This window comes from Burkholderia cepacia, assembly GCF_029962485.1.
GTDB lineage: Bacteria > Pseudomonadota > Gammaproteobacteria > Burkholderiales > Burkholderiaceae > Burkholderia.
This window is the reverse complement of the sequence record NZ_CP073637.1, coordinates 1,230,469-1,253,054: the sequence shown is the minus strand read 5'-3', so window position 1 is coordinate 1,253,054 and position 22,586 is coordinate 1,230,469. Positions and strand designations below refer to the sequence as shown.

General features: G+C 67.0%; 17 protein-coding genes. 11 read left to right on the top strand and 6 right to left on the bottom strand.

Features of this window, described 5'->3' with window-relative positions; genetic code table 11:
• Window position 1 precedes the first annotated feature (1 nt).
• On the top strand, window positions 2-775 hold the full coding sequence (locus KEC55_RS05860; protein ID WP_176046906.1) for an ABC transporter ATP-binding protein: 774 nt from the start codon (window positions 2-4) through the stop codon (window positions 773-775).
• 59 nt (window positions 776-834) lie between these two features.
• Here the strand turns inward: KEC55_RS05860 and KEC55_RS05855 are convergent, their stop codons facing one another.
• From KEC55_RS05855 to KEC55_RS05840, 4 genes are all read right to left on the bottom strand, one after another.
• A complete protein-coding gene (locus KEC55_RS05855) occupies window positions 835-1,305 on the bottom strand; it encodes an Lrp/AsnC family transcriptional regulator (RefSeq protein ID WP_006484401.1) in 471 nt (156 codons plus the stop codon).
• 246 nt (window positions 1,306-1,551) lie between these two features.
• Complete coding sequence (locus tag KEC55_RS05850; RefSeq protein ID WP_176046905.1) at window positions 1,552-2,193, bottom strand: NAD(P)-dependent oxidoreductase; 642 nt, start codon at window positions 2,191-2,193, stop codon at window positions 1,552-1,554.
• Window positions 2,194-2,325: 132 nt separating this feature from the next.
• On the bottom strand, window positions 2,326-2,781 hold the full coding sequence (locus KEC55_RS05845; protein ID WP_282507110.1) for an Rrf2 family transcriptional regulator: 456 nt from the start codon (window positions 2,779-2,781) through the stop codon (window positions 2,326-2,328).
• Between the two features lie 90 nt (window positions 2,782-2,871).
• Window positions 2,872-3,300 carry a hypothetical protein gene (locus KEC55_RS05840; RefSeq protein ID WP_282507109.1) on the bottom strand — a complete coding sequence of 143 codons (429 nt, stop codon included), beginning with the start codon at window positions 3,298-3,300 and terminating at the stop codon, window positions 2,872-2,874.
• A 193-nt stretch (window positions 3,301-3,493) separates the two neighbouring features.
• Between KEC55_RS05840 and KEC55_RS05835 the strand changes: the two genes are divergently transcribed.
• From KEC55_RS05835 to KEC55_RS05800, 8 genes are all read left to right on the top strand, one after another.
• Window positions 3,494-3,829, top strand: a complete 336-nt coding sequence (locus KEC55_RS05835) for a hypothetical protein (RefSeq protein ID WP_282507108.1) — start codon at window positions 3,494-3,496, stop codon at window positions 3,827-3,829.
• 264 nt (window positions 3,830-4,093) lie between these two features.
• The gene (locus KEC55_RS05830) at window positions 4,094-5,287 is read left to right on the top strand and encodes an ammonium transporter (RefSeq protein WP_282507107.1); all 1,194 of its coding nucleotides are present in this window, start codon (window positions 4,094-4,096) and stop codon (window positions 5,285-5,287) included.
• Window positions 5,288-5,445: 158 nt separating this feature from the next.
• Window positions 5,446-7,410, top strand: a complete 1,965-nt coding sequence (locus KEC55_RS05825; RefSeq protein ID WP_282507106.1) for a PhoX family protein — start codon at window positions 5,446-5,448, stop codon at window positions 7,408-7,410.
• 601 nt (window positions 7,411-8,011) lie between these two features.
• Window positions 8,012-8,836: an IclR family transcriptional regulator gene (locus KEC55_RS05820; protein ID WP_282507105.1), complete on the top strand. Its 825-nt coding sequence runs from the start codon at window positions 8,012-8,014 to the stop codon at window positions 8,834-8,836.
• A 253-nt stretch (window positions 8,837-9,089) separates the two neighbouring features.
• On the top strand, window positions 9,090-10,460 hold the full coding sequence (locus KEC55_RS05815) for an MdtA/MuxA family multidrug efflux RND transporter periplasmic adaptor subunit (protein WP_282507104.1): 1,371 nt from the start codon (window positions 9,090-9,092) through the stop codon (window positions 10,458-10,460).
• Window positions 10,461-10,475: 15 nt separating this feature from the next.
• Window positions 10,476-13,589 (top strand): MdtB/MuxB family multidrug efflux RND transporter permease subunit, encoded by a 3,114-nt coding sequence (locus KEC55_RS05810; RefSeq protein WP_282507103.1) that lies wholly within the window; start codon window positions 10,476-10,478, stop codon window positions 13,587-13,589.
• Window positions 13,590-13,672: 83 nt separating this feature from the next.
• Entirely contained in the window at window positions 13,673-16,981 is a 3,309-nt protein-coding gene (locus tag KEC55_RS05805; RefSeq protein WP_282507102.1) for an efflux RND transporter permease subunit, read from the top strand.
• A 107-nt stretch (window positions 16,982-17,088) separates the two neighbouring features.
• The gene (locus KEC55_RS05800; protein WP_282507101.1) at window positions 17,089-17,472 is read left to right on the top strand and encodes a VOC family protein; all 384 of its coding nucleotides are present in this window, start codon (window positions 17,089-17,091) and stop codon (window positions 17,470-17,472) included.
• Window positions 17,473-17,545: 73 nt separating this feature from the next.
• On the opposite strand, the gene KEC55_RS05795 is transcribed toward KEC55_RS05800, so the two are convergent.
• A complete protein-coding gene (locus KEC55_RS05795; protein ID WP_282507100.1) occupies window positions 17,546-18,973 on the bottom strand; it encodes an NYN domain-containing protein in 1,428 nt (475 codons plus the stop codon).
• A gap of 308 nt (window positions 18,974-19,281) precedes the next feature.
• Between KEC55_RS05795 and KEC55_RS05790 the strand changes: the two genes are divergently transcribed.
• Entirely contained in the window at window positions 19,282-19,911 is a 630-nt protein-coding gene (locus KEC55_RS05790) for an SDR family oxidoreductase (protein ID WP_282507099.1), read from the top strand.
• Window positions 19,912-19,998: 87 nt separating this feature from the next.
• Here the strand turns inward: KEC55_RS05790 and KEC55_RS05785 are convergent, their stop codons facing one another.
• The gene (locus KEC55_RS05785) at window positions 19,999-20,547 is read right to left on the bottom strand and encodes a peroxiredoxin (protein ID WP_176046887.1); all 549 of its coding nucleotides are present in this window, start codon (window positions 20,545-20,547) and stop codon (window positions 19,999-20,001) included.
• Window positions 20,548-20,825: 278 nt separating this feature from the next.
• Here KEC55_RS05785 and cdpA point away from each other — a divergent pair, with 278 nt between their 5' ends.
• Window positions 20,826-22,568 (top strand): cyclic di-GMP phosphodiesterase CdpA, encoded by a 1,743-nt coding sequence (gene cdpA / locus KEC55_RS05780; protein WP_282507488.1) that lies wholly within the window; start codon window positions 20,826-20,828, stop codon window positions 22,566-22,568.
• Window positions 22,569-22,586 lie beyond the last annotated feature (18 nt).

Sequence of the window (22,586 nt, the reverse complement as noted above, 5' to 3'; positions counted from 1 at the left end):
CGTGAACCTGCTCGAACTCGATGACCTCTGCGTCGCCTACGACACGCCGCACGGCCGCCGCACGGTGGTCGACGGGCTGAGCCTCGCGCTGCCGCGCGGTGACATCGGCTGCCTGCTCGGCGCGTCGGGCTGCGGCAAGACGACCGTACTGCGTGCGATCGCCGGGTTCGAACCCGTGCGCATGGGACGCATCATGCTGGACGGCGCGCCCGTCGCGGCGCCATCGCTCGACGTGCCGCCGGAGCGGCGGCGCATCGGCATGATGTTCCAGGACTACGCGCTGTTCCCGCACCTCAGCGCGGCCGACAACGTCGCGTTCGGTTTGCGGCGCATGCCGAAGACCGAACGGCGCATGCGTGTTGCCGAAATGCTCGATCTCGTCGGCCTCGCCGATTCCGGCGGCGCCTATCCGCACGAGTTGTCGGGCGGCCAGCAGCAACGCGTCGCGCTCGCCCGTGCGCTCGCGCCGTCACCGGAGTTGTTGCTGCTCGACGAGCCGTTCTCGAATCTCGACGTCGATACGCGCGAGCGACTCGCGTTCGAGTTGCGCGACATCCTGAAACGCACGGGCCACACCGCCATCCTCGTCACGCACAACCAGGCCGAAGCGTTCGCGATCGCCGACCGGATCGGCGTGATGAAGGACGGCCAGCTCGCGCAATGGGACACGCCGTACGCGCTACACCATCATCCAGCAAGCGCATTCGTCGCGGATTTCGTGCGCCGCGACGCGCTGGCCGACGAACGCGCGCGCGCACTGGCGCGCGGCCGTTGAAGCGGCGCCGCGGCCTCGTCACGCCGCGCCGTCGGCATCCGTGCGGCTTCATCGCCGCGCTAAGCCGGCTCCGCAAGATCGCGTACGGGCAGCGCGGTCGAATACTTGATCTGCTCCATCGCAAATGACGAACTGACGTCGAACAGCGGCACCGTGCGAATCAGCTGCTTGTAGACACGGTCGTAGTCGTCGATGCCGGCCACCACGACGCGCAGCAGGTAATCGGTCTCGCCGCTCATCCGGTAGACCTCGACCACTTCCGGCATGTCGCGCACGGCCTGCGTGAAACGCTGCGCCCATTCCTCGGTGTGCTGGTTCGTGCGGATCGCGACGAACACGGTCGTGCCGACGCCAAGCTTGCGCGGATCGCACAGCGCAACCTGTGCGCGAATCGCGCCGGTTTCCTTGAGCCGCTGCACGCGCTTCCAGCATGGCGTCTGCGACAGGTTCACGCGCTGCGCCAGCTCCGCGATCGGCAGTGTGGCATCCGCCTGCAGCAGTTCCAGCAGCTTGCGATCGATGGCGTCCATTTCTCCAGTCCCTCGTAGATAGAAATTTATTCTATTCATCCTGCACAACGGGGAACAATATGAAAACGGCTGCACCGCGTCGACCGGTATAAATACCGATCCTGAACAGTTCCGCCGGCTATCCCGCGTCGCCAAACGAAACAGGCGACTCCGCCCGTCAAGGTGGAATCGCCTGAAGTCGCTGCGCGTCGCAGCGTGACGGCCGCGTCCGGGCCGGCGCGCATACGCCGCCGGCCATCGCGCCGCTCAATACGCGACCGTCGCGATCTCGTGCACGAAGCTGTCCTGTTCGAGCGCGTCGACGAACGCGACTGCGTAGTCTTCCGCCGAGATCTTGCTGTTGCCCTGCGCATCCACGATCAGCTTGCCGACGCCCGTGCGGAATGTGCCCGTGCGCTCGCCCGGTGCGATCATCGCGGCCGGCGCGAAGAACGTCCAGTCGAGATCGGCGACCGTCTTCAGATAGCCGAGCGCATCGCGGTGCGCGAGCGCCTGCCCCTTGTACGCTTCAGGAAAGCCTTCGCTGTCGACCAGCTGCTTGCCCGGCGCGATTTCGAGCGAACCGGCGCCGCCCACCACCACGAGACGCTTCAGGCCCGCCTGACGCGCGCCGGCGACCAGCGCCTTCGCGGCCGCGACGACCTTCGCCGCATCGTCCTGCTTCGGACCGTACGCGCTCGCGACCGCGTCATGACCCGGCAGCGCGGCAGCGATGCTGGCCGCGTCGAACAGGTCGGCCGCTTGCGCGGTGATGCCGTCGCCCGATGCGCCCGGATGGCGCGACAGCGCGGTCACGCGATGGCCGCGTCGCACGGCTTCCGCCGCAATGCGCGAACCGATCATGCCGGTGGCGCCGAACAGCGCGATATTCAAGGAACGTTGCGTCATGGCGATTCTCCAGTAAGAAAAATATGTAACACAGTTAATTACACATAAGATCGAAAAAAACGGGGCGAAGCCCCCGTTGCACCGGACACCGCGCCTGCGCGCCGTCCGGCTTCCTGCCCTGCCTGCTGCCGGCTATCCGCCGGCGCGTGCTGCCTGTTGCGTGCGTCGCTCGAGATCCAGCATGTCGGCCGTCACATCGACGAGCGTGCGCGTGGCGAGCGACGCTTCCATCGCGCGCTGCGCATCGCCGATATAGCCGGTCAGCACGCCCTGGATGTGCCGCCCGACGAGACACGCGGGATTCGGTGCCTCGCGATGCAACGCAAACAGTTGCGCATCGTCGACCGCGCGATACACGTCGAGCAGCGTGATCTCGCCGGGTTCGCGCGCCAGCAGCGCGCCGCCGCCAGCACCGAGCTGCGACGTGGTCAGCCCCGCGGCTGCCAGCATCGACAACAACCGGCGTATCAGCGCCGGATTCGTATTCACGCTGCCCGCGATGATGTCGGACGACAGCGGCACGCCTTCCTGCATCGACAGCAAGGCGAGCACGTGGACGGCAAACGCGAACCGGCTGCTGGTATTCATTCCTCACTCACTCGGCGACGCCGGCCCGACCCGCAACCGGCGACATGTGTAACCATCATAATTACATTTTGCGGATCATGCAAGCCCGCGTCATTCACCGCTCGCGGGCTTGGCGCCCGATGCGTTCTGCTGGCTCCACTGCTGGAGCTTCTTGCCGGCTTCCGCGATCTTCGCGCCCGCTTCGGAAGCCGCATGCGCGACGACCGCGGAAGCAGCCGCGTCGATCTGCGCCTGCGCCGCCGACGCGAGACCGCTCGCGGACAGCGGCGGCACGGCCGACGCCGCGGACGCGATGCCGGCCTTCGCGGCGTTGATCTGCTGGTTGACGGTGCTCGCCACCTGGTCGAGCGCCTTGGCCGCATTGTTCGCGGCATCGGCGGCCGCGCTCGCGGCCGTATCGGGTTGGGCGACCGGCGTACCGGACTTCTCGCAGCCCGCGAGCAACAGCAGCGCACCGGCGGCCACCGCCGCCAGCACGGACCCGGGCACGCGACGCGCCCGCGATGTCTTCATGTTCATCAGCAATCTCCGGCCGCGCGTCGCACGGCCTTAGGGTTGGACCGGTGTCGATGATACCGCCTGTGGAACAGGCCAAATAACGACCGGCCATTAAAAATGCCTTTCAATTTCGGATTCGTCTGATTCAATCGCAGGCGCTACATCACTAAAGTGGGCACGCTTCAATCCGTTTCGTACGTGCCCCCTTTTTCTTATGGCTTTCCTTGTCGACTGGCTCATCGCCCTGGCCGCGCTGCTCGCCGCCACCCTGTTCCTGTGCCTGCGCGCGCCGTCGGCGCGCTCCCTGACCGAATCCGGACGCCCGCGTCGCGTCGCCTGCGCGCGCCTGCTCACGCAGGCCGTGATCGGTTTCTGGACGGCCGCGCTGATCGTCGTGGAAGGCATCCTCGGCCCCGATGGCGACGGCCAGTCGCTCACGGGCTTCGCGGCGCTCGCGTTCGCCGCGCTCGGGCTGTCGACCGTCGCCGCCTACTGGTCGGCGTGCGCGCTGCGGCTGCGCCGGCCACCCGCGCTGTTCGCCCGCCACTGACGCGCCAGATCGGTGCGTCGCGGCGCACCACCGCGCACCACGCCGCATCACCCCACTCGCAGCACGCACCAGTTCAGCACGCACCGCACCACGTGCGTGCACCCCGTACGGTGGTCGATCGCCATCGGCTGCGCCCTCATCCCGTGCACGATTCACCGGAATGCCGCATCGCGCGGTGCGGGAGCACCAACTCCACGCGTCCGTTCACCAAGTTGGCTCGATACTTGCATTCCTTGCCCGTTTTTTGCGCAAGGAAGCCACGGCATGGATGGTCTGAAATCCGGCGTCGACACACTGTTCCTGTTGATCGGCGCCGTCATGGTGCTCGCGATGCACGCGGGCTTCGCATTTCTCGAACTCGGCACGGTCCGCAAGAAGAATCAGGTCAACGCGCTCGTGAAGATCCTGGTCGACTTCTCGGTGTCGACGCTCGCGTATTTCTTCATCGGCTACACGATCGCGTACGGGGTCGAGTTCTTCGACGACATCGGCACGCTGTCGCAGCACAGCGGCTACGCGCTCGTGCGCTTCCTCTTCCTGCTGACCTTCGCGGCGGCGATTCCCGCGATCGTGTCCGGCGGCATCGCCGAGCGCGCGAAGTTCAACCCGCAGCTCGTCGCGACGCTGATCATCGTCGGTTTCATCTATCCGTTCTTCGAAGGAATGGCGTGGAACGAGCGCTTCGGCGTGCAGGCCTGGCTCACGCACGCGTTCGGCGCGCCGTTCCACGATTTCGCCGGCTCGGTCGTCGTGCATGCGTTCGGCGGCTGGGTCGCGCTGCCGGCCGTGCTGCTGCTCGGCGCGCGTCACGGCCGTTATGCGAAGGACGGCCGCATCGCCGCCCACCCGCCGTCGAACATCCCGTTCCTCGCGCTCGGTGCATGGGTGCTCGCGGTCGGCTGGTTCGGCTTCAACGTGATGAGCGCGCAGACGCTCGACAAGATCAGCGGCCTCGTCGCCGTGAACTCGCTGATGGCGATGGTCGGCGGCACGCTCGCCGCGTGGATGGCCGGCCGCAACGACCCGGGTTTCACGTACAACGGGCCGCTCGCCGGCCTCGTCGCGGTATGCGCGGGCTCCGACGTGATGCATCCGATCGGCGCACTCGTCACGGGCGCGGCCGCCGGCGCACTGTTCGTCGCGATGTTCACCTGCGTGCAGAACAAGTGGCGCATCGACGACGTGCTCGGCGTGTGGCCGCTGCACGGCATGTGCGGTGCGCTCGGCGGCCTCGCGGCCGGCGTGTTCGGCCTGCCCGCGCTCGGCGGTCTCGGCGGCGTGTCGTTCATGTCGCAGCTCGTCGGCACGCTCGGCGGCATCGTGATCGCAAGCGCGGGCGGCACGCTCGTCTACGGCGCGCTCAAGGCGACCGTCGGGCTGCGCCTCGACCGCGAAGCCGAGTTCGACGGCGCCGACCTGTCGATCCATCGCATCTCGGCAACGCCCGAGCGCGATTGATCCGTTGACGAACACCGACGCATCATTACGTTTTCAATTCAAAAAACTTTCATCTAGCACCCTTACACTCCCGTCCAGTTTTCAATAAGCCTTCGCCGAGCTTGCCGATCGCCTGCTTCGCGAAGGCCATTCTTCCAACAACTGAAACTGGACTCCACATGCCCGCGTTGCCCAATGCTGCCCGTCGTCAGGCCCTGAAGATCCTTGCCGGCGCGCCGATGCTCCCCCTTTCCGGTCTCGCGCTGCCGGCCCTGCTGACGGGTTGCGGCGGCGACGACAATCCCGCATCGACGCCGGCCCCGGTCACCGCTGCCTATACGTCGGCGGCATTCTCGGCGATGGCTGCACCCACGCTCGACAACGCGGCCGCGATGGCCACGACGACGGTCGGCTCGACGCTGTCGGTGTCGTTCTCGGACGGCTCGTCGCGCAACTTCAAGCTCGCGTACCGGCCGTTCTTCGTGACGGGCGACATGGTGCCGGACGGCAAGGGCGGCACGACGCTCGCGGGCGGCTACTACGACATCAACAACCAGCCGATCATCGATCGCTCGGTCGCCGGCAAGGAGCGCCAGTTCTATTCCGACTGCCCGGACGGCAGCTCGCTGCTGACGCTGAAGAACGCGAACGTGCCCGGCGTGAAGGGCAACACGGTGTTCGCGGTCGTCCAGTTCGAATACACGACACGCGACCAGGCGAGCGCATCGCAGTACGGCCAGCTGCCGTCGCCGATCGCGGTGCTCTCGCTCGACCAGGATCCGGCCACCGGCGCGCTGAAGGTCGTGAAGTACCACAACGTCGACACGTCGAAGGCGCACGGCCTGTGGATCACCTGCGGCGCGAGCCTGTCGCCGTGGGGCACGCACCTGTCGAGCGAGGAATACGAACCGGACGCGACCAAGGTTGCGACCGACGCGCAGTTCAAGGCGTTCAGCAAGAACACGTTCGGCGACGAGACGAAGGCGAACCCCTACCATTACGGCCACCTGCCCGAGATCACGGTGAATCCGGACGGCACGGGCACCGTGAAGAAGCACTATTGCCTCGGCCGCATCTCGCACGAGCTGATCCAGGTGATGCCGGACCAGCGCACCGTGATGATGGGTGACGACGCCACCAACGGCGGCCTGTTCATGTTCGTCGCCGACAAGGCGGCCGACCTGTCGGCCGGCACGCTGTACGTCGCGAAGTGGACGCAGACGTCGTCGGCCGGCGCCGGCACCGCGACGCTCACGTGGATCAAGATTGGCCACGCGACGAGCAGCGAGATCGAAGCGCTCGCGAACACGCTGAAGGCGTCGGACATCATGGACCTGGTGACCACCGACCCGAACGATGCGAGCTACGCGAAGATCCACTTCGGCGGCAAGTTCAACTGGATGCGCGTGAAGCCGGGAATGGAAAAGGCGGCCGCGTTCCTCGAGACACACCGCTACGCGGCACTGCTCGGCGGCAGCATGGGCTTCACGAAGCTCGAAGGCACGACGGTGAACGCGAAGGACAAGATCGTCTACACGGCGATGTCGCGGATCGAAACGTCGATGGTCAAGGGCAACGCCGTGTCGCGCGATGTCGCGGTCGACAAGAAGATCGCCGCGGGCGCCGTCTACGCGCTGAACCTGAAGGCCAGCCAGCGCGACACGACCGGCGGCGCGATCGACAGCGAATGGGTGCCGGTCGACATGGGCGCGCCGGCCGCGCTCGTCGGCGAGGATCTCGCCGCGGCCGACGGCCTCGGCAACCTCGCGAACCCGGACAAGATCGCCAACCCGGACAACCTGAAGTTCTCCGAAAAGCTGCGCACGCTGTTCATCGGCGAAGACTCGGGTATGCACGTGAACAACTTCCTGTGGGCGTACAACGTCGACACGAAGTCGCTGGTGCGCGTGCTGTCGTGCCCGGCCGGCGCGGAATCGACGGGCCTGCACGCGGTGGACGAGATCAATGGCTGGACGTACATCATGAGCAACTTCCAGCACGCGGGCGACTGGGAATCGCCGCTGCACGACAAGGTCAAGCCGACGCTCGATCCGCTCGTGCGTGCGAACTTCAAGGACCGCTTCGGCGCCAGCGTCGGCTACCTGACGGCCGAGCAGACCGGCATCAAGCTCGCGAAGGCCTGACCGGGCCGCGCGAGGGCAATGCCCGTGACCAGGCGCTCCTGGCCGGGCGCCCCATCTTCATCACCGTTCATTCGTCGGCGCTCCACGCCGTTTTGTGCGCGATGCCCAGTGCGGGCGTCGCGCTTTTTTTTGCGCGCGCGAATCGCGTGAATGGCGTGCGCAAGCGCGCGCCGAGCGGGCTCGGCCGGGCGTTTCCAGCGATCGGGGGATAATACGGGCCTGACGCGTCCGGGCGGACAGTCAAATGACGGGCAAAAAAAAGCGCCACGGAGACCGTGGCGCTAAAAAAGTTCTAGCCATTCCGAGGGCCGTGCTAGAACCTGAGAGACTGCGCGAAACATCGTTGCCGGTTAAACTCTTGAAACGATGTTTCGAAAACGTGAGACATTCTTTCCGTTTCCGCCCGACAAGTCAAGCGGTATTTGCACCGGTTCATGCACTTTCTGGCAACGCTCATTTGAGCGTTTTCCTAATAAACCAAGGGTGAACCCGTAAAATCTCATCCAATGACCGGTTCGCCTGCAGAACATGCATCTTTTGACAATAGTCCTACAATACCAACAAAATTGAAATCGAGTTTCGGAATTAGAGAGAATCCCTCGTGTCGACAACTGTAACCCCTCCCGCGCCGCGGGACCGTGAATCCTCGCCCGACGAGATCACCGCCCTCGCCCGCGGCCTCGCCGTGCTGCGCCGCATCGCGGCTGCTGACGCGCCCGTCAGCAACCGCGAACTGACCGAATTGACCGGCATCCCGAAGCCGACCGTCTCGCGCATCACCGCGACGCTCGTCAGCGCCGGTTTCCTGTTCCAGTTGCCCGACAGCGAGCGCTTCGTACTCACCGCGTCAGTGCTCGAATTGAGTCACGGCTTCCTGCGCAACTTCGACATCCGCGCGCGCTCGCGGCCGTTCATGATCGAGTTGGCCGAACGCACGTCGCTGTCCGTGCACCTCGCGGTGCGCGACCGGCTCGACATGGTCGCGATCGACGTGATTCGCCCGCGCTCCGCGGTGCTCGTCACGCGCCTCGAGATCGGCTCGCGAATGGACATCGCACGCACGGCAGTGGGCCGCGCGTATCTCGCCGCTCTCGAGGAAGACGAGCGGCGCCTGCTGCTCGAGTCGCTGCGCACCACGGCGGGCGACGACTGGCCGCACGTCTCGTCGCGCCTGACCCCCGCGCTCGACGAAGCCATGCGCGACGGCCACGCGATCGCGATCGGCGAATGGCGCGAGGGCCTGAATGCGGTCGCAGCCGGTTTCGTCGGCCCGTCGGGCCAGCGCTACTCGGTGAATTGCGGCGGCGCGGCGCACCAGTGCTCGCCCGAATGGCTGCACGAACACGTCGTGCCCGCGCTGCACGAATGCATCGCGAAAATCACCCGCGAGATCGGCGGCGCACCGGCCCGGCGCATCAGCGTGTAATCGTTCCGTCATCGTCCTGTCGCGTTCTGTAACGACCGTAACCCGTTGAAAGATAGACCACTGGACTGTAACGGGGACGGGACGTAGGATCATGCCCATCGTCGCGCCGCATTCGCGGTGCGCACCGCTCTTTTCCCGCGCGGGTCGGCGGGGCCCCGGACCGAGCCGGGCCCCCTTCCCGTCACCCGCTCGCCCACGCGCAGCCCAGCAGTCCGATTTCCGGCACGCCGCGCCGTCTTCCTGACAGATCACGATGGATAACGAACAAAAGCCCACGCCCCCTTCGAAAGACCCCGCGTCGCCCGCCGCACGGCGTCCACGCCGCACGCTGATGATCGGCACGGTCGCGGTCGTCGCCATCGGCGGCCTGCTGTGGTGGCACCCGTGGAACCGCACGCCGGCCGCGGGCGGCACGGCGAACGGCGCGAGCGCAACCGCCGGCAGCAGCGCAGGCGGCCATCGCGGCCGCGGCGGCCCGGCTGCCATGGCGAACGTTCCGCAGCCCGTGCAGGTCGCGACCGCGACGCAGGGCGAGATGCCGATCGTGCTGTCCGCACTCGGCACCGTGACGCCGCTCGCGAACGTGACGGTCAAGACGCAACTGTCGGGCTACCTGCAGTCGGTGTCGTTCCAGGAAGGGCAGATCGTCAAGAAAGGCGACGTGCTCGCGCAGATCGACCCGCGCCCGTACCAGGTGTCGCTCGAGAACGCCGAAGGCACGCACGCACGCGACTCGGCACTGCTCGCGACGGCGCGCCTCGACCTGAAGCGCTACCAGACGCTGCTGTCGCAGGATTCGATCGCGTCGCAAACCGTCGATACGCAGGCGTCGCTCGTCAAGCAGTACGAAGGCGCGGTGAAGACCGACCAGGCCGCGATCGATTCCGCGAAACTGAACCTCACCTATGCGCGCATCACGGCGCCGGTGTCGGGCCGCGTCGGCCTGCGCCAGGTCGACCCGGGCAACTACGTGACGGCCGGCGACACCAACGGCCTCGTCGTGATCACGCAGCTGCAACCGATGAGCGTGATCTTCACGACGTCGGAAGACAACCTGCCGCAGATCCTCAAGCAGGTGAACGCGGGCCAGAAGCTGTCGGTCACCGCGTACAACCGCAACAACACGGTACCGCTCGAGACGGGCTCGCTCGCGACGCTCGACAACCAGATCGACACGAGCACCGGCACGGTCAAGCTGCGCGCGAACTTCGATAACAAGGAAGGCATGCTGTTCCCGAATCAGTTCGTGAACACGCGGCTGCTCGTCGACGTGCTGCGCAACGCGACGATCGTGCCGACCTCCGCGGTGCTGACGGGCTCGATCGGCCAGTTCGTCTATGTCGTGAAACCCGACAACACGGTGACGGTGCGCAAGGTCACGATCGGCCCGGTCGACGGCGAACGCACGAGCATCGTCAGCGGCGTCGCGCTCGGCGAGCGCGTGGTGACCGACGGCTCCGACCGCCTGCGCGAAGGCGCGAAGATCTCGATCCCGGCCGACAAGCCGAAAGGCGCGTCGGGCGCGCGCGGCGCCGGTGCGGCGTCGGGTGCCTCGGCTGCATCGGGCACCGCCGGCCATCGCGGCGGACACAAGCACGGTGCGTCGCAAGCAGCGGCCCAATAACGCGCGGGCCGCTCGATGAATCCATCCCGCCTCTTCATTCTCCGGCCGGTCGGCACCGCCCTCCTGATGGCGGCGATCATGCTGGCCGGTCTCGTCGCGCTGCGCTTCCTGCCGCTCGCCGCGCTGCCCGAAGTCGACTACCCGACGATCCAGGTCCAGACCTTCTACCCGGGTGCGAGCCCGGAGGTGATGACCTCGTCGGTCACCGCACCGCTCGAGCGGCAATTCGGGCAGATGCCGTCGCTGAACCAGATGTCGTCGCAAAGCTCGGCCGGCGCGTCGGTAATCACGCTGCAGTTCTCGCTCGACCTGCCGCTCGACATCGCCGAACAGGAAGTGCAGGCCGCGATCAACGCGGCCGGCAACCTGCTGCCGTCCGACCTCCCCGCTCCGCCGATCTACGCGAAGGTCAACCCGGCCGATGCGCCGGTGATCACGCTCGCCGTCAAGTCGAAGACGCTGCCGCTCACGCAAGTGCAGGACCTCGCCGACACGCGCCTCGCGATGAAGATCTCGCAGATCGCGGGCGTCGGTCTCGTCAGCCTGTCGGGCGGCAACCGGCCGGCCGTGCGGATCCAGGCGAACCCGACCGCGCTTGCGCAGTACGGGATGAACCTCGACGACCTGCGCACGACGATCTCGAACCTGAACGTGAATACGCCGAAGGGCAACTTCGACGGCCCGACGCGCGCGTACACGATCAACGCGAACGACCAGCTGACGAGCGCCGACCAGTACAACAGCGCGGTCGTCGCATACAAGAACGGCCGCCCGGTGATGCTGACCGACGTCGCGACGGTCGTCGCCGGCTCGGAGAACACCAAGCTCGGTGCGTGGGTGAATGCCGATCCCGCGATCATCCTGAACGTGCAGCGACAGCCCGGCGCGAACGTGATCCAGACGGTCGACGCAATCAAGGCGCAGTTGCCGAAGCTGCAGGAAACGCTGCCGGCCGCGCTCGACGTCGAGATCGTCACCGACCGCACGACGATGATCCGCGCGGCCGTGCGCGACGTGCAGTTCGAGCTGCTGCTCGCGGTCGGGCTCGTCGTGCTCGTGATGTACCTGTTCCTCGCGAACGTCTACGCGACGATCATCCCGAGCCTGTCAGTGCCGCTGTCGCTGATCGGCACGCTCGCGGTGATGTACATGGCCGGCTTCTCGCTGAACAACCTGTCGCTGATGGCGCTCACCATCGCGACCGGCTTCGTCGTCGACGATGCGATCGTGATGATCGAGAACATCGCACGCTACGTCGAGGAAGGCGAAACGGGGCTCGAGGCCGCGCTGAAGGGCTCGAAGCAGATCGGCTTCACGATCATCTCGCTGACGGTGTCGCTGATCGCGGTGCTGATCCCGTTGCTGTTCATGGGCGACGTGGTCGGGCGCCTGTTCCACGAATTCGCGATCACGCTCGCCGTGACGATCGTGATCTCGGCGATCGTGTCGCTCACGCTCGTGCCGATGATGTGCGCGAAGCTGCTGCGCCATTCGCCGCCGCCGGAAAGCCACCGCTTCGAGGCGCGTGTGCACCGCGCGATCGACTGGGTGATCGCGCGCTACGCGGTCGCGCTCGAGTGGGTGCTGAACCGCCAGCGCTCGACGCTCGTCGTCGCGCTGCTGACGCTCGGGCTGACCGCCCTGCTCTATATCTACGTTCCGAAGGGCTTCTTCCCCGCGCAGGACACCGGCGTGATCCAGGCGATCACGCAGGCGCCGCAGTCGATCTCGTATGGCGCGATGGCCGAACGGCAGCAGGCGCTCGCGGCCGAGATCCTCAAAGATCCGAACGTCGACAGCCTCACGTCGTTCATCGGCGTCGACGGCAGCAACATCACGCTGAACAGCGGCCGCATGCTGATCAACCTGAAGGCGCGCGACGATCGTTCCGAGACGGCCGCGCAGATCATCCGGGACCTGCAGCACCGCGTGTCGAACATCACGGGCATCTCGCTGTTCATGCAGTCGGTGCAGGATCTGACGATCGATTCGACCGTCAGCCCGACGCAGTACCAGTTCATGCTGACGAGCCCGAACTCGGACGAGTTCGCGACCTGGGTACCGAAGCTCGTCGCGCGGCTGCAGCAGGAGCCGTCGCTCGCCGACGTCGCGACCGACTTGCAGAGCAACGGCCAGTCGGTGTACATCGAGATCGACCGCGCGAGCGCCGCGCGCTTCGGCATCACGCCGGCGACCGTCGACAACGCGCTGTACGACGCGTTCGGCCAGCGCATCGTGTCGACGATCTTCACGCAGTCGAACCAGTACCGCGTGATTCTCGAGTCGGAGCCGAAGGAGCAGCACTACGCGCAATCGCTGAACGACATCTACCTGCCGTCGGCGGGCGGCGGCCAGGTGCCGCTGTCGTCGATCGCATCGTTCCACGAGCGGCCGTCGCCGCTGCTGGTCGCGCACCTGTCGCAGTTCCCGTCGACGACGATTTCGTTCAACCTCGCGCAGGGCGCGTCGCTCGGCGAAGCCGTCAAGGCGATCGAGGCCGCCGAGAAGGACATCAACCTGCCCGCGTCGTTCCAGACGCGCTTCCAGGGTGCGGCGCTCGCGTTCCAGGCATCGCTGTCGAACCAGCTGTTCCTGATCCTCGCGGCGGTGATCACGATGTACATCGTGCTCGGCGTGCTGTACGAGAGCTACATCCACCCGATCACGATCCTGTCGACCCTGCCGTCGGCCGGCGTCGGCGCGCTGCTTGCGCTGATGATCACCGGGCACGATCTCGACATCATCGGGATCATCGGCATCGTGCTGCTGATCGGTATCGTGAAGAAGAACGCGATCATGATGATCGACTTCGCGCTCGAGGCCGAACGCGTCGAAGGCAAGCCGCCGCGCGAGGCGATCTACCAGGCGTGCCTGCTGCGCTTCCGGCCGATCCTGATGACGACGCTCGCCGCGCTGCTCGGCGCGCTGCCGCTGATCGTCGGCTCCGGCGCGGGTTCCGAGCTGCGCCAGCCGCTCGGGATCGCGATCGCCGGCGGCCTGATCGTGTCGCAGGTGCTGACGCTGTTTACGACGCCCGTGATCTACCTCGGCTTCGACTCGCTCGCGCGCCGCGTGCGCGGCTGGTTCGAACGCCACGGCCCTGACGCCGGCACGCGCACGGATGCGTAAATGAAACGACCCCCACGCTCACTTCGTTCGCTGCCGCCCAAAGGGGCGGTCGGCGCCCTTGGGGCGGCCCAGCGAGTGCCGACATGAACCTGTCGCGCCCCTTCATCACCCGCCCCGTCGCGACGACGCTGCTCGCGATCGGCGTCGCGCTCGCGGGCCTGTTCGCGTTCATCAAGCTGCCGGTATCACCGCTGCCGCAGGTCGACTTCCCGACGATCTCGGTGCAGGCGTCGCTGCCGGGCGCGAGCCCGGAAACGGTCGCGACCAGCGTGACGAGCCCGCTGGAGCGGCACCTCGGCTCGATCGCCGACGTGTCCGAAATGACGTCGACGAGCACGGTCGGCAACGCGCGGATCATCCTGCAGTTCGGCCTGAACCGCGACATCGACGGCGCCGCGCGCGACGTGCAGGCCGCGATCAACGCGGCGCGCGCCGACCTGCCCGCCGCGCTGAAGAGCAACCCGACCTACCGCAAGGTCAACCCGGCCGATTCGCCGATCATGATCGTGTCGCTGACGTCGGAAACGTCGTCGGCCGCGAAGCTGTACGACTCGGCGTCGACGGTGCTGCAGCAGTCGCTGTCGCAGATCGACGGGATCGGCCAGGTCTCGGTGAGCGGTTCCGCGAACCCGGCCGTGCGCGTCGAGCTCGAACCGCAGGCGCTGTTCCACTACGGGATCGGCCTCGAGGACGTGCGCGCGGCGCTGGCGTCCGCGAACGCCAACGCGCCGAAGGGCGCGATCGAATTCGGTCCGCAGCGCTACCAGCTCTATACGAACGACCAGGCCTCCCAGGCGTCGCAATACCGCGACCTCGTCGTCGCCTACCGCAACGGCTCCGCCGTACGGCTGTCCGACCTGTCCGACGTCGTCGATTCGGTCGAGGACCTGCGCAACCTCGGTTTGTCGAACGGCAAGCGCGCGGTGCTCGTGATCCTCTACCGCTCGCCCGGCGCGAACATCATCGATACGATCGACCGCGTGCGCGCGGCGCTTCCGCAGCTCACCGCGTCGCTGCCGGCCGACATCACGGTCACGCCGGTGCTCGACCGCTCGACCACCATCCGCGCATCGCTGAAGGACACCGAGCACACGCTGCTGATCGCGGTGAGCCTCGTCGTGATGGTCGTGTTCCTGTTCCTGCGCAACTGGCGTGCGACGCTGATCCCGAGCGTCGCGGTACCGATCTCGATCATCGGCACGTTCGGCGCGATGTACCTGCTCGGCTTCTCGATCGACAACCTGTCGCTGATGGCGCTGATCGTCGCGACCGGCTTCGTCGTCGACGATGCGATCGTCGTGCTCGAGAACATCTCGCGGCACATCGAGAACGGCAAGTCGCGCATGCAGGCCGCGTTCGACGGCGCACGCGAAGTCGGCTTCACGGTGCTGTCGATGAGCATTTCGCTCGTCGCGGTGTTCCTGCCGATCCTGCTGATGGGCGGCATCGTCGGGCGCCTGTTCCGCGAGTTCGCGCTGACGCTGTCGCTCGCGATCGCCGTGTCGCTCGCGGTATCGCTCACCGTCACGCCGATGATGTGCGCGCGCCTGCTGCCCGAGTCGCACGACCCGCGAAGCGAGGGCCGCTTCGGGCGCTTCCTCGAGCGCGGCTTCTCGCGCATGCAGCGCGGCTACGAGCGCTCGCTGTCGTGGGCGCTGCGCCGGCCGCTGCTGATCCTGCTGACCCTGTTCGCAACGATCGGGCTGAACGTCTACCTGTACATCGTCGTGCCGAAGGGCTTCTTCCCGCAGCAGGACACCGGGCTGATGATCGGCGGCATTCAGGCCGACCAGTCGACGTCGTTCCAGGCGATGAAGCTGAAATTCTCCGAGATGATGCGGATCGTGCAGAGCAACCCGAACGTGAAGAGCGTCGCGGGCTTCACGGGCGGCACGCAGACCAACTCGGGCTTCATGTTCGTCACGCTGAAGGACCGCACCGAACGCAAGCTGTCGGCCGACCAGGTGATCCAGCAGCTGCGCCCGCCGCTGGCGGACGTCGCGGGTGCGCGCACGTTCCTGCAGGCCGCGCAGGACATCCGCGTCGGCGGCCGGCAGAGCAACGCGCAGTACCAGTTCACGCTGCTCGGCGATTCGAGCGCCGACCTGTACAAGTGGGGGCCGATCCTGACCGAGGCGCTGCAGAAGCGCCCGGAGCTGACCGACGTGAACTCCGACCAGCAGCAAGGCGGCCTCGAGGCGATGGTGACGATCGATCGCGCGACGGCCGCGCGCTTCGGCATCAAGCCCGCGCAGATCGACAACACGCTGTACGACGCGTTCGGCCAGCGCCAGGTCTCGACGATCTACAACCCGCTGAACCAGTACCACGTCGTGATGGAAGTCGCGCCGAAATACTGGCAGAGCCCCGAGATGCTGAACCAGGTGTGGATCAGCACGTCGGGCGGCAGCGCGAACGGCTCGCAGACCACCAACGCGGCCGCCGGCACATTTGTCGCGACATCGGCCGGCACATCGAGCGCCGGCACGGGCACGCAGAGCGCCGCGGCGATCGCGTCCGATTCCGCGCGCAACCAGGCGCTCAACGCGATCGCGGCGAGCGGCAAGTCGAGCGCGTCGTCGGGTGCATCGGTGTCGACGTCGAAGTCGACGATGATCCCGCTGTCGGCGATCGCGACGTTCGGGCCGAGCACGACGCCGCTGTCGGTCAACCACCAGGGGCTGTTCGTCGCGACGACGATCTCGTTCAACCTGCCGCCAGGCGTATCGCTGTCGCAGGCGACGCAGGTGATCTACCAGACGATGGCGCAGATCGGCGTCCCGCCGACGATCGTCGGCAGCTTCCAGGGCACCGCGCAGGCGTTCCAGCAGTCGATGAACGACCAGCCGATCCTGATCCTCGCCGCGCTGCTGGCCGTCTATATCGTGCTCGGGATCCTGTACGAGAGCTACATCCACCCGATCACGATCCTGTCGACGCTGCCGTCGGCCGGCGTCGGCGCGCTGCTTGCGCTGCTGCTGTTCAAGACCGAGTTCAGCATCATCGCGCTGATCGGCGTGATCCTGCTGATCGGTATCGTGAAGAAGAACGCGATCATGATGGTCGACTTCGCGATCGACCAGACGCGCAACAACCAAAAGTCGTCGTTCGACGCGATCCACGAGGCATGCCTGCTGCGCTTCCGTCCGATCATGATGACGACCATGGCGGCGCTCCTGGGCGCATTGCCGCTCGCATTCGGCAGCGGCGACGGTGCCGAGCTGCGCGCGCCGCTCGGGATCGCGATCGCCGGCGGCCTGATCGTGTCGCAGGTGCTGACGCTCTATACGACGCCGGTCGTCTACCTGTACATGGACCGGTTCCGCGTGTGGGGAGAGAAGCGTCGCAACCGCCGCGGCAATACCGGCGGGCCGGCCGTCGCCGGCGAGTAACGGGAAACGGCCGCCCTCGGGCGGCCGTTTTTTCGTGCTTGAACCGCAGCGGCGATCGGCTATCGTGAGTCCATACTCACCGCGATGCCCTTCGCCGGGAATCCGCCATGAACGTCCAGCTGAACCACACGATCGTCTGGTGCCGCGACAAGCGCGCGTCGAGCCGCTTCCTCACTGAACTCCTGGAATTGCCGCCGCCGACGCCGTTCGGCGCGATGCTGGTCGTCGCGCTCGACAACGGCGTATCGCTCGATTTCTACGAACAGGCGGGGGAAATCAGGTCGCAGCATTACGCGTTCCTGCTCGACGAAGCCGGCTTCGATCGCGTGCTGGCGCGCATCCGCGAGCACGGGCTCGCGCACTGGGCCGATCCGGCGAAGCGGCAGCCCGATGACATCTACCGCCACAACGGCGGGCGCGGCGTGTACTTCGACGATCCGGACGGCCACTTCCTCGAAGTGATGACGCAGCCGTATGCGCTGAACGGCTAGCGCGGCAGGCCGGCGTCGCGCCGGCCTGTAGGGTGCGGATGCCGCGCTTCGGGCGGCATCCGGCCGGCTGCCGTTACTCGGCCGCCGCCGTCTTGCGCGGACGACGCGCGCGCGGTGCGGCCTTGCGGGCAGGCTTCTTCTTGGCAGCGACCGGCGCTTCGGCAGCGGCTTCGGCATGCGCTTCGACCGGCGCCGTGTCGTGCGACGGCTGCGCGACAGCAATCTCGCCACCGCGATCGTCGGCCGCCGTCCCGGCATGCGTCACGGCCACGTGCGGCGCGTCGCCCTGCTCCGCGTCGCGATGCGCGTCGTCGGCATGCTTGCCGTGCGCGTGCTTGTCGCCGCCGTGCTTCGCCGCGCCGGCGCTCTTCGCAGCGGCCCCCTTCTTCGCGCCGGTCTTCTTCGCGGCGCTCTTGCGCGCACGCTTGCGGCCATCCTGCGCTTCGCCGTGCACCTCGGCCGCTTCGATCGTTTCAGCAGGCGCAACCGGCACGACGTCGGCAAACTCGGCCGTCTCGACCGCTTCCGCCTCGACCTGCACGCTTTCGTGCACGACCGCTTCCGCCCGCTGCCCGCGGCGTTGCGCATGGCGCCCGGCCCGCGCCGGCTCCGCCGCCCGCGTGCCGCGGTGCGCGCCACCGTCACCGGCCAGCGCGACATGCTCGACGGCCGCCGGCTGGCGGGCCCGCGACACGAACGCGCCCGACTTGTCGTCACGTCCCACTTCGAGCAGGCCACGCGCCTGCGCTTCGTCGAGCAGGTTGCCGAACGCGCGGAACCCGTAATACGACTCGTTGAAATCCGGTTTGCGGCGCTTGATCGCGCTCTTGAGCACCGACGCCCAGATCTTGCCGACGTCGTCGCGCTCCGACGCGAGCGCATCGAACGTCTCGACCGCCAGCGCGATCGCCTCGGCCTTGCGGGCGTCCAGGTCGTGCTTGCGCGACGACGGCTCGTCCGGCCGCTTCGCGCCGCCGTTGCCCGCACGCTGCTGCTGTTCGCGCTTCGCGAGCGTGCGCTGCTGCTCGCGCACCAGGTCGTCGTAGAAGATGAATTCGTCGCAGTTCGCGACCAGCAGGTCCGACGTCGATTTCTTCACGCCGACGCCGATCACCTTCTTCGCGTTCTCGCGCAGCTTCGACACGAGCGGCGAAAAATCCGAGTCGCCGCTGATGATCACGAACGTGTCGACGTGCGACTTCGTGTAGCAGAGGTCGAGCGCGTCGACGACGAGCCGGATGTCGGCCGAATTCTTGCCCGACTGGCGCACGTGCGGAATCTCGATCAATTCGAAGCTCGCCTCGTGCATCGACGCCTTGAAGCCCTTGTAGCGATCCCAGTCGCAATAGGCCTTCTTCACGACGATGCTGCCCTTCAGCAGCAGGCGCTCCAGCACGGGCTTGATGTCGAATTTCTCGTACTTCGCGTCGCGCACGCCGAGCGCGACGTTCTCGAAGTCGCAGAACACGGCCATGCTGACGTTGTCCAGGGGTAATGCCATGTGTACTCCAACCGGTGGGCCGACGCGTTGTATGACGGTGCGGCGAAAAAAGCATCGCGCACATGATAGCCGGTCGGCGCGTCATTCCCGCATTCGTGTACATGAATGAACGCACGAACGCCAGTCGAGCCGCCGCAGATCGCATGCCCGCGCCGGGATGCCTGCGCGGGAAGGCCCGATGCGGGTATGCCCGATGCCGGTACGCCCCTTAATACGCACCCGCCGGCGGGGCAAATCGACATTACACTTGAGTTATCGGTCGTCCGTCCCTATCTGAACGGATGACGCATCGAGCAAGGAGCGGTTTCATGACGACGAAGGTACTGCTGATTGGCGCGACCGGTCGAACGGGCCAGGCCTGCGCGGATCTGCTGCTCAAGCAGCCGGAGTTCGAGGTCACGGCGCTCGTGCGCCGGCACGGCTATGCGCTGGCGGGCGCACGGGTCGTCGAGGCCGATCTGACGAACGATTTCTCGCACGCATTCCAGGGCATCACGCACGTGATCTATGCGGCCGGCTCGGCCGAATCGGACGGCGCGGCCGAAGAGGAACAGGTCGACCGCGATGCGGTGGCCCGCGCCGCCGAATACACGCTGGCCTACAACGCGCAGAAGCTCGTGGTGATCAGTTCTCTGTCGGCCTACCGGCCCGAACAGGCGCCGGATGCGCTGCGCCACTATTCGCAGATGAAGCGCGAAGGCGACGACGGCGTGGCCGCGTCGGGTGTCGACTACGTGATCCTGCGCCCGGGCCCGCTGACGGACGATCCGGGCGTCGGCAAGATCGCGCTGACCGACGCGTGGCTCGACCCTGCGCCGCCGGTATCGCGCCAGGACGTCGCGTGGGCCGCGATCGAGGCGATCAAGCTCGGCATCTCGCGCAAGATCGTCGGCTTCGTCGGCGGCAGCGTGCCGATCGAGCAGGCATTGCGCGCGTAGCCACCGGTCGCGCGCCGCCGCCCGGCGGCGCGTGCTTCCATGCCCGCGGCCCGCACGACGGGCCGCGTCGTCGCCCCCGGTGCGCGCTTACTGCTTCGGATGCGCGTCGGCCCACGCCTTCACGGCGGCGAGCGTGTTCTCGACGTGCTTGTCGGGCGACAGGCTCGTGTATTCGTACAGAATCTTCCCTTCCGGCGAGATCACGTACGACACGCGATTCGCGCGGTCGAGCGCCGGCAGTTTCGCGTCGTATTCACGGATGATCTTCGCGTCCGGATCGGCCGCGACCGGGAACTTGCTCCGGCACTCGCTCACCGAGAACTTCGTCAGCGTGTCGATATTGTCGGCCGATACGCCGATCACCGTCGCGCCGTAAGCCTTGTAACGGTCGACCGCATCCGCGAACGCATGCGCCTCGATCGTGCAGCCCTTCGTGAACGCGGCCGGGTAGAAATACAGCACGACCGGCCCCTGCTTCAGCGCATCGGCGAGCGAGTACGTGTACGTCTTGCCGCCCAGCGACGCCTGCGTCGTGAAGTCCGGCGCCGCGGCGCCCGGCTTCAGTTCCGCCTGCGCCATCAGCGCATGGCCGGCCACCAGCGCCGCCACGGCGCCCAGCAACAGTTTTCGCTTCATCTGCGTCCTCATTTCTTATAAAGTCAGCCTCAATGTAGGCCACGCCGGCGTTCGACTGCCGAACATCCGGTTTGCAATCCGGACCAGCGGCAGCGCCATCCGCGGCCGGCCCGTTAAAGATTCCGCACAATCTGCCGTTATTCCTTGCGGACAACCGGTTCCAGCCCTTCACGTCAGCGAGAAACATGGAAGCCAACAGGAAACAGACGTCACGCAAGGGCTCCTGGCGCAGTGCCTTGCATACGCTGCGCCGCTTCGCCTGGTCGGGCGGCGCGCTGATGCCCGCGCGCGCCGGCGCGCCGCGCCGCGACGACTCCGTGCGCAACTGGCTGGAACAGACGGTCGGCACGGTGGACTTCCTCGCCCATGTCGACCGCGAGCTGCGCTTTCTGTACGTGTCGGACGCGAGCCTGCGCTTCATCGGCTACCACCGCGACTACCTGCATACGCTGACGCTGCGCGACCTGATCGCCGAACAGGATACCTCGGCGCTCGAAGGCCTGCTTGCGCGCGCGGCGCGCTCCGGCCAGGTCGAGAAGGCGACGATGTGCATCGTCAAGTCGCTCACCTATCCGCTGGACGTCGAGGTCCGCGCGTTCAAGAGCCGCCACCACGGTGTCGACGGTTTCGCGATCGCGGCATTCGACGTGTCGTCGTGGCGCGCGCTCGAGGCGAAACTGACGTACGAAATGCACCATGACCCGATGACGGGGCTCGACAACCTGTCCGCGCTCGTGCCGGCGCTGATGCGCGCGCAGCAGGCCGCCGACGAGGACGGCACCTGCGCGGCGCTGCTGCTGCTCGACCTCGACGACTACCAGCGGATCAACCGCGCGCTCGGCTACGACGCGGGCGACACGCTGCTGCGCGAGACCGCGCAGCGGCTGAAGGCGCTCGTCACGCCGAACGAGCGACTCGCGCGCGTCGCGAGCGACAAGTTCGCGGTCGTGCTCGGCGCATCCGACCGCACGCAGGCGAGCCATGCAGCCGACGCGCTCGCGCGCCGGCTGCAGGCCGCGGTGCGCGAGCCCTACGCGTACCAGGGGCAGACCGTGCACTTGTCCGCGGGCATCGGCATCGCGCTGTATCCGGACGAACGGGCCGCGCCGCATCGCGCGCAGCATCACAGCCCGCTGCTGCGCCGCGCCGACCACGCGCTCGCGCAGGCGAAGGCATCGGGCGGCAACGCGCTCGCGTTCCATGCGCCGGTCGACGATCCGGCCGACGCCGAACGGCTGAAGCTCGAAGCCGACCTGTACGACGGCGTGCGCAACGGCGAGTTCTCGCTCCATTTCCAGCCGATCACGCGCAGCCAGTCGGGCGCGGTGGTCGGCGTCGAGGCGCTGATCCGCTGGCGCCATCCGGTACACGGCCTCGTGCCGCCGGCGACCTTCATTCCGCTCGCCGAATCGATCGGCCTGATCAACTACCTCGGCAACTGGGTGCTCAAGGCCGCGTGCATGCAGCTCGTCGCGTGGGACCGCCAGGGGCTCGCGCTGCAGTACGTGGCCGTCAACGTGTCGCCGCAGCAGTTCCGCGACCCGCGCTTCACGCAGAGCGTGCGTGAGGCGATCGCGCTGACGGGCATCGACCCGCGCCGCATCGTGCTCGAAATCACCGAAAGCCTGCTGATGCACGATCCCGCCCATGCGAAAGTGCTGCTCGAGGAGCTGACCGATCTCGGCATCCGCTTCGCGATCGACGACTTCGGCACCGGCTATTCGAGCCTCGCCTACCTGCAGCGCTTCCCGCTCGCGAAGCTGAAGATCGACCGCAGCTTCGTCGAGAACCTGCTGACGTCGCGCAACGACCGCGCGATCGTGTCGGCGGTGGTCGGACTCGCGCAGACGCTCGATCTCGAACTCGTCGCCGAAGGCGTCGAGACCGAGGCGCAGCGCGAACTGCTGACGGAGATGGGCTGCAATCACATCCAGGGCTGGCTCGTCTGCCAGGCGCTGCCGTCCGAGGAGCTCGCGCGGCGCTTCGAGGCGCAGCAGCTGCACCTGCACGCCGCCGCCTGACGCGCGCGGCGAACCGGA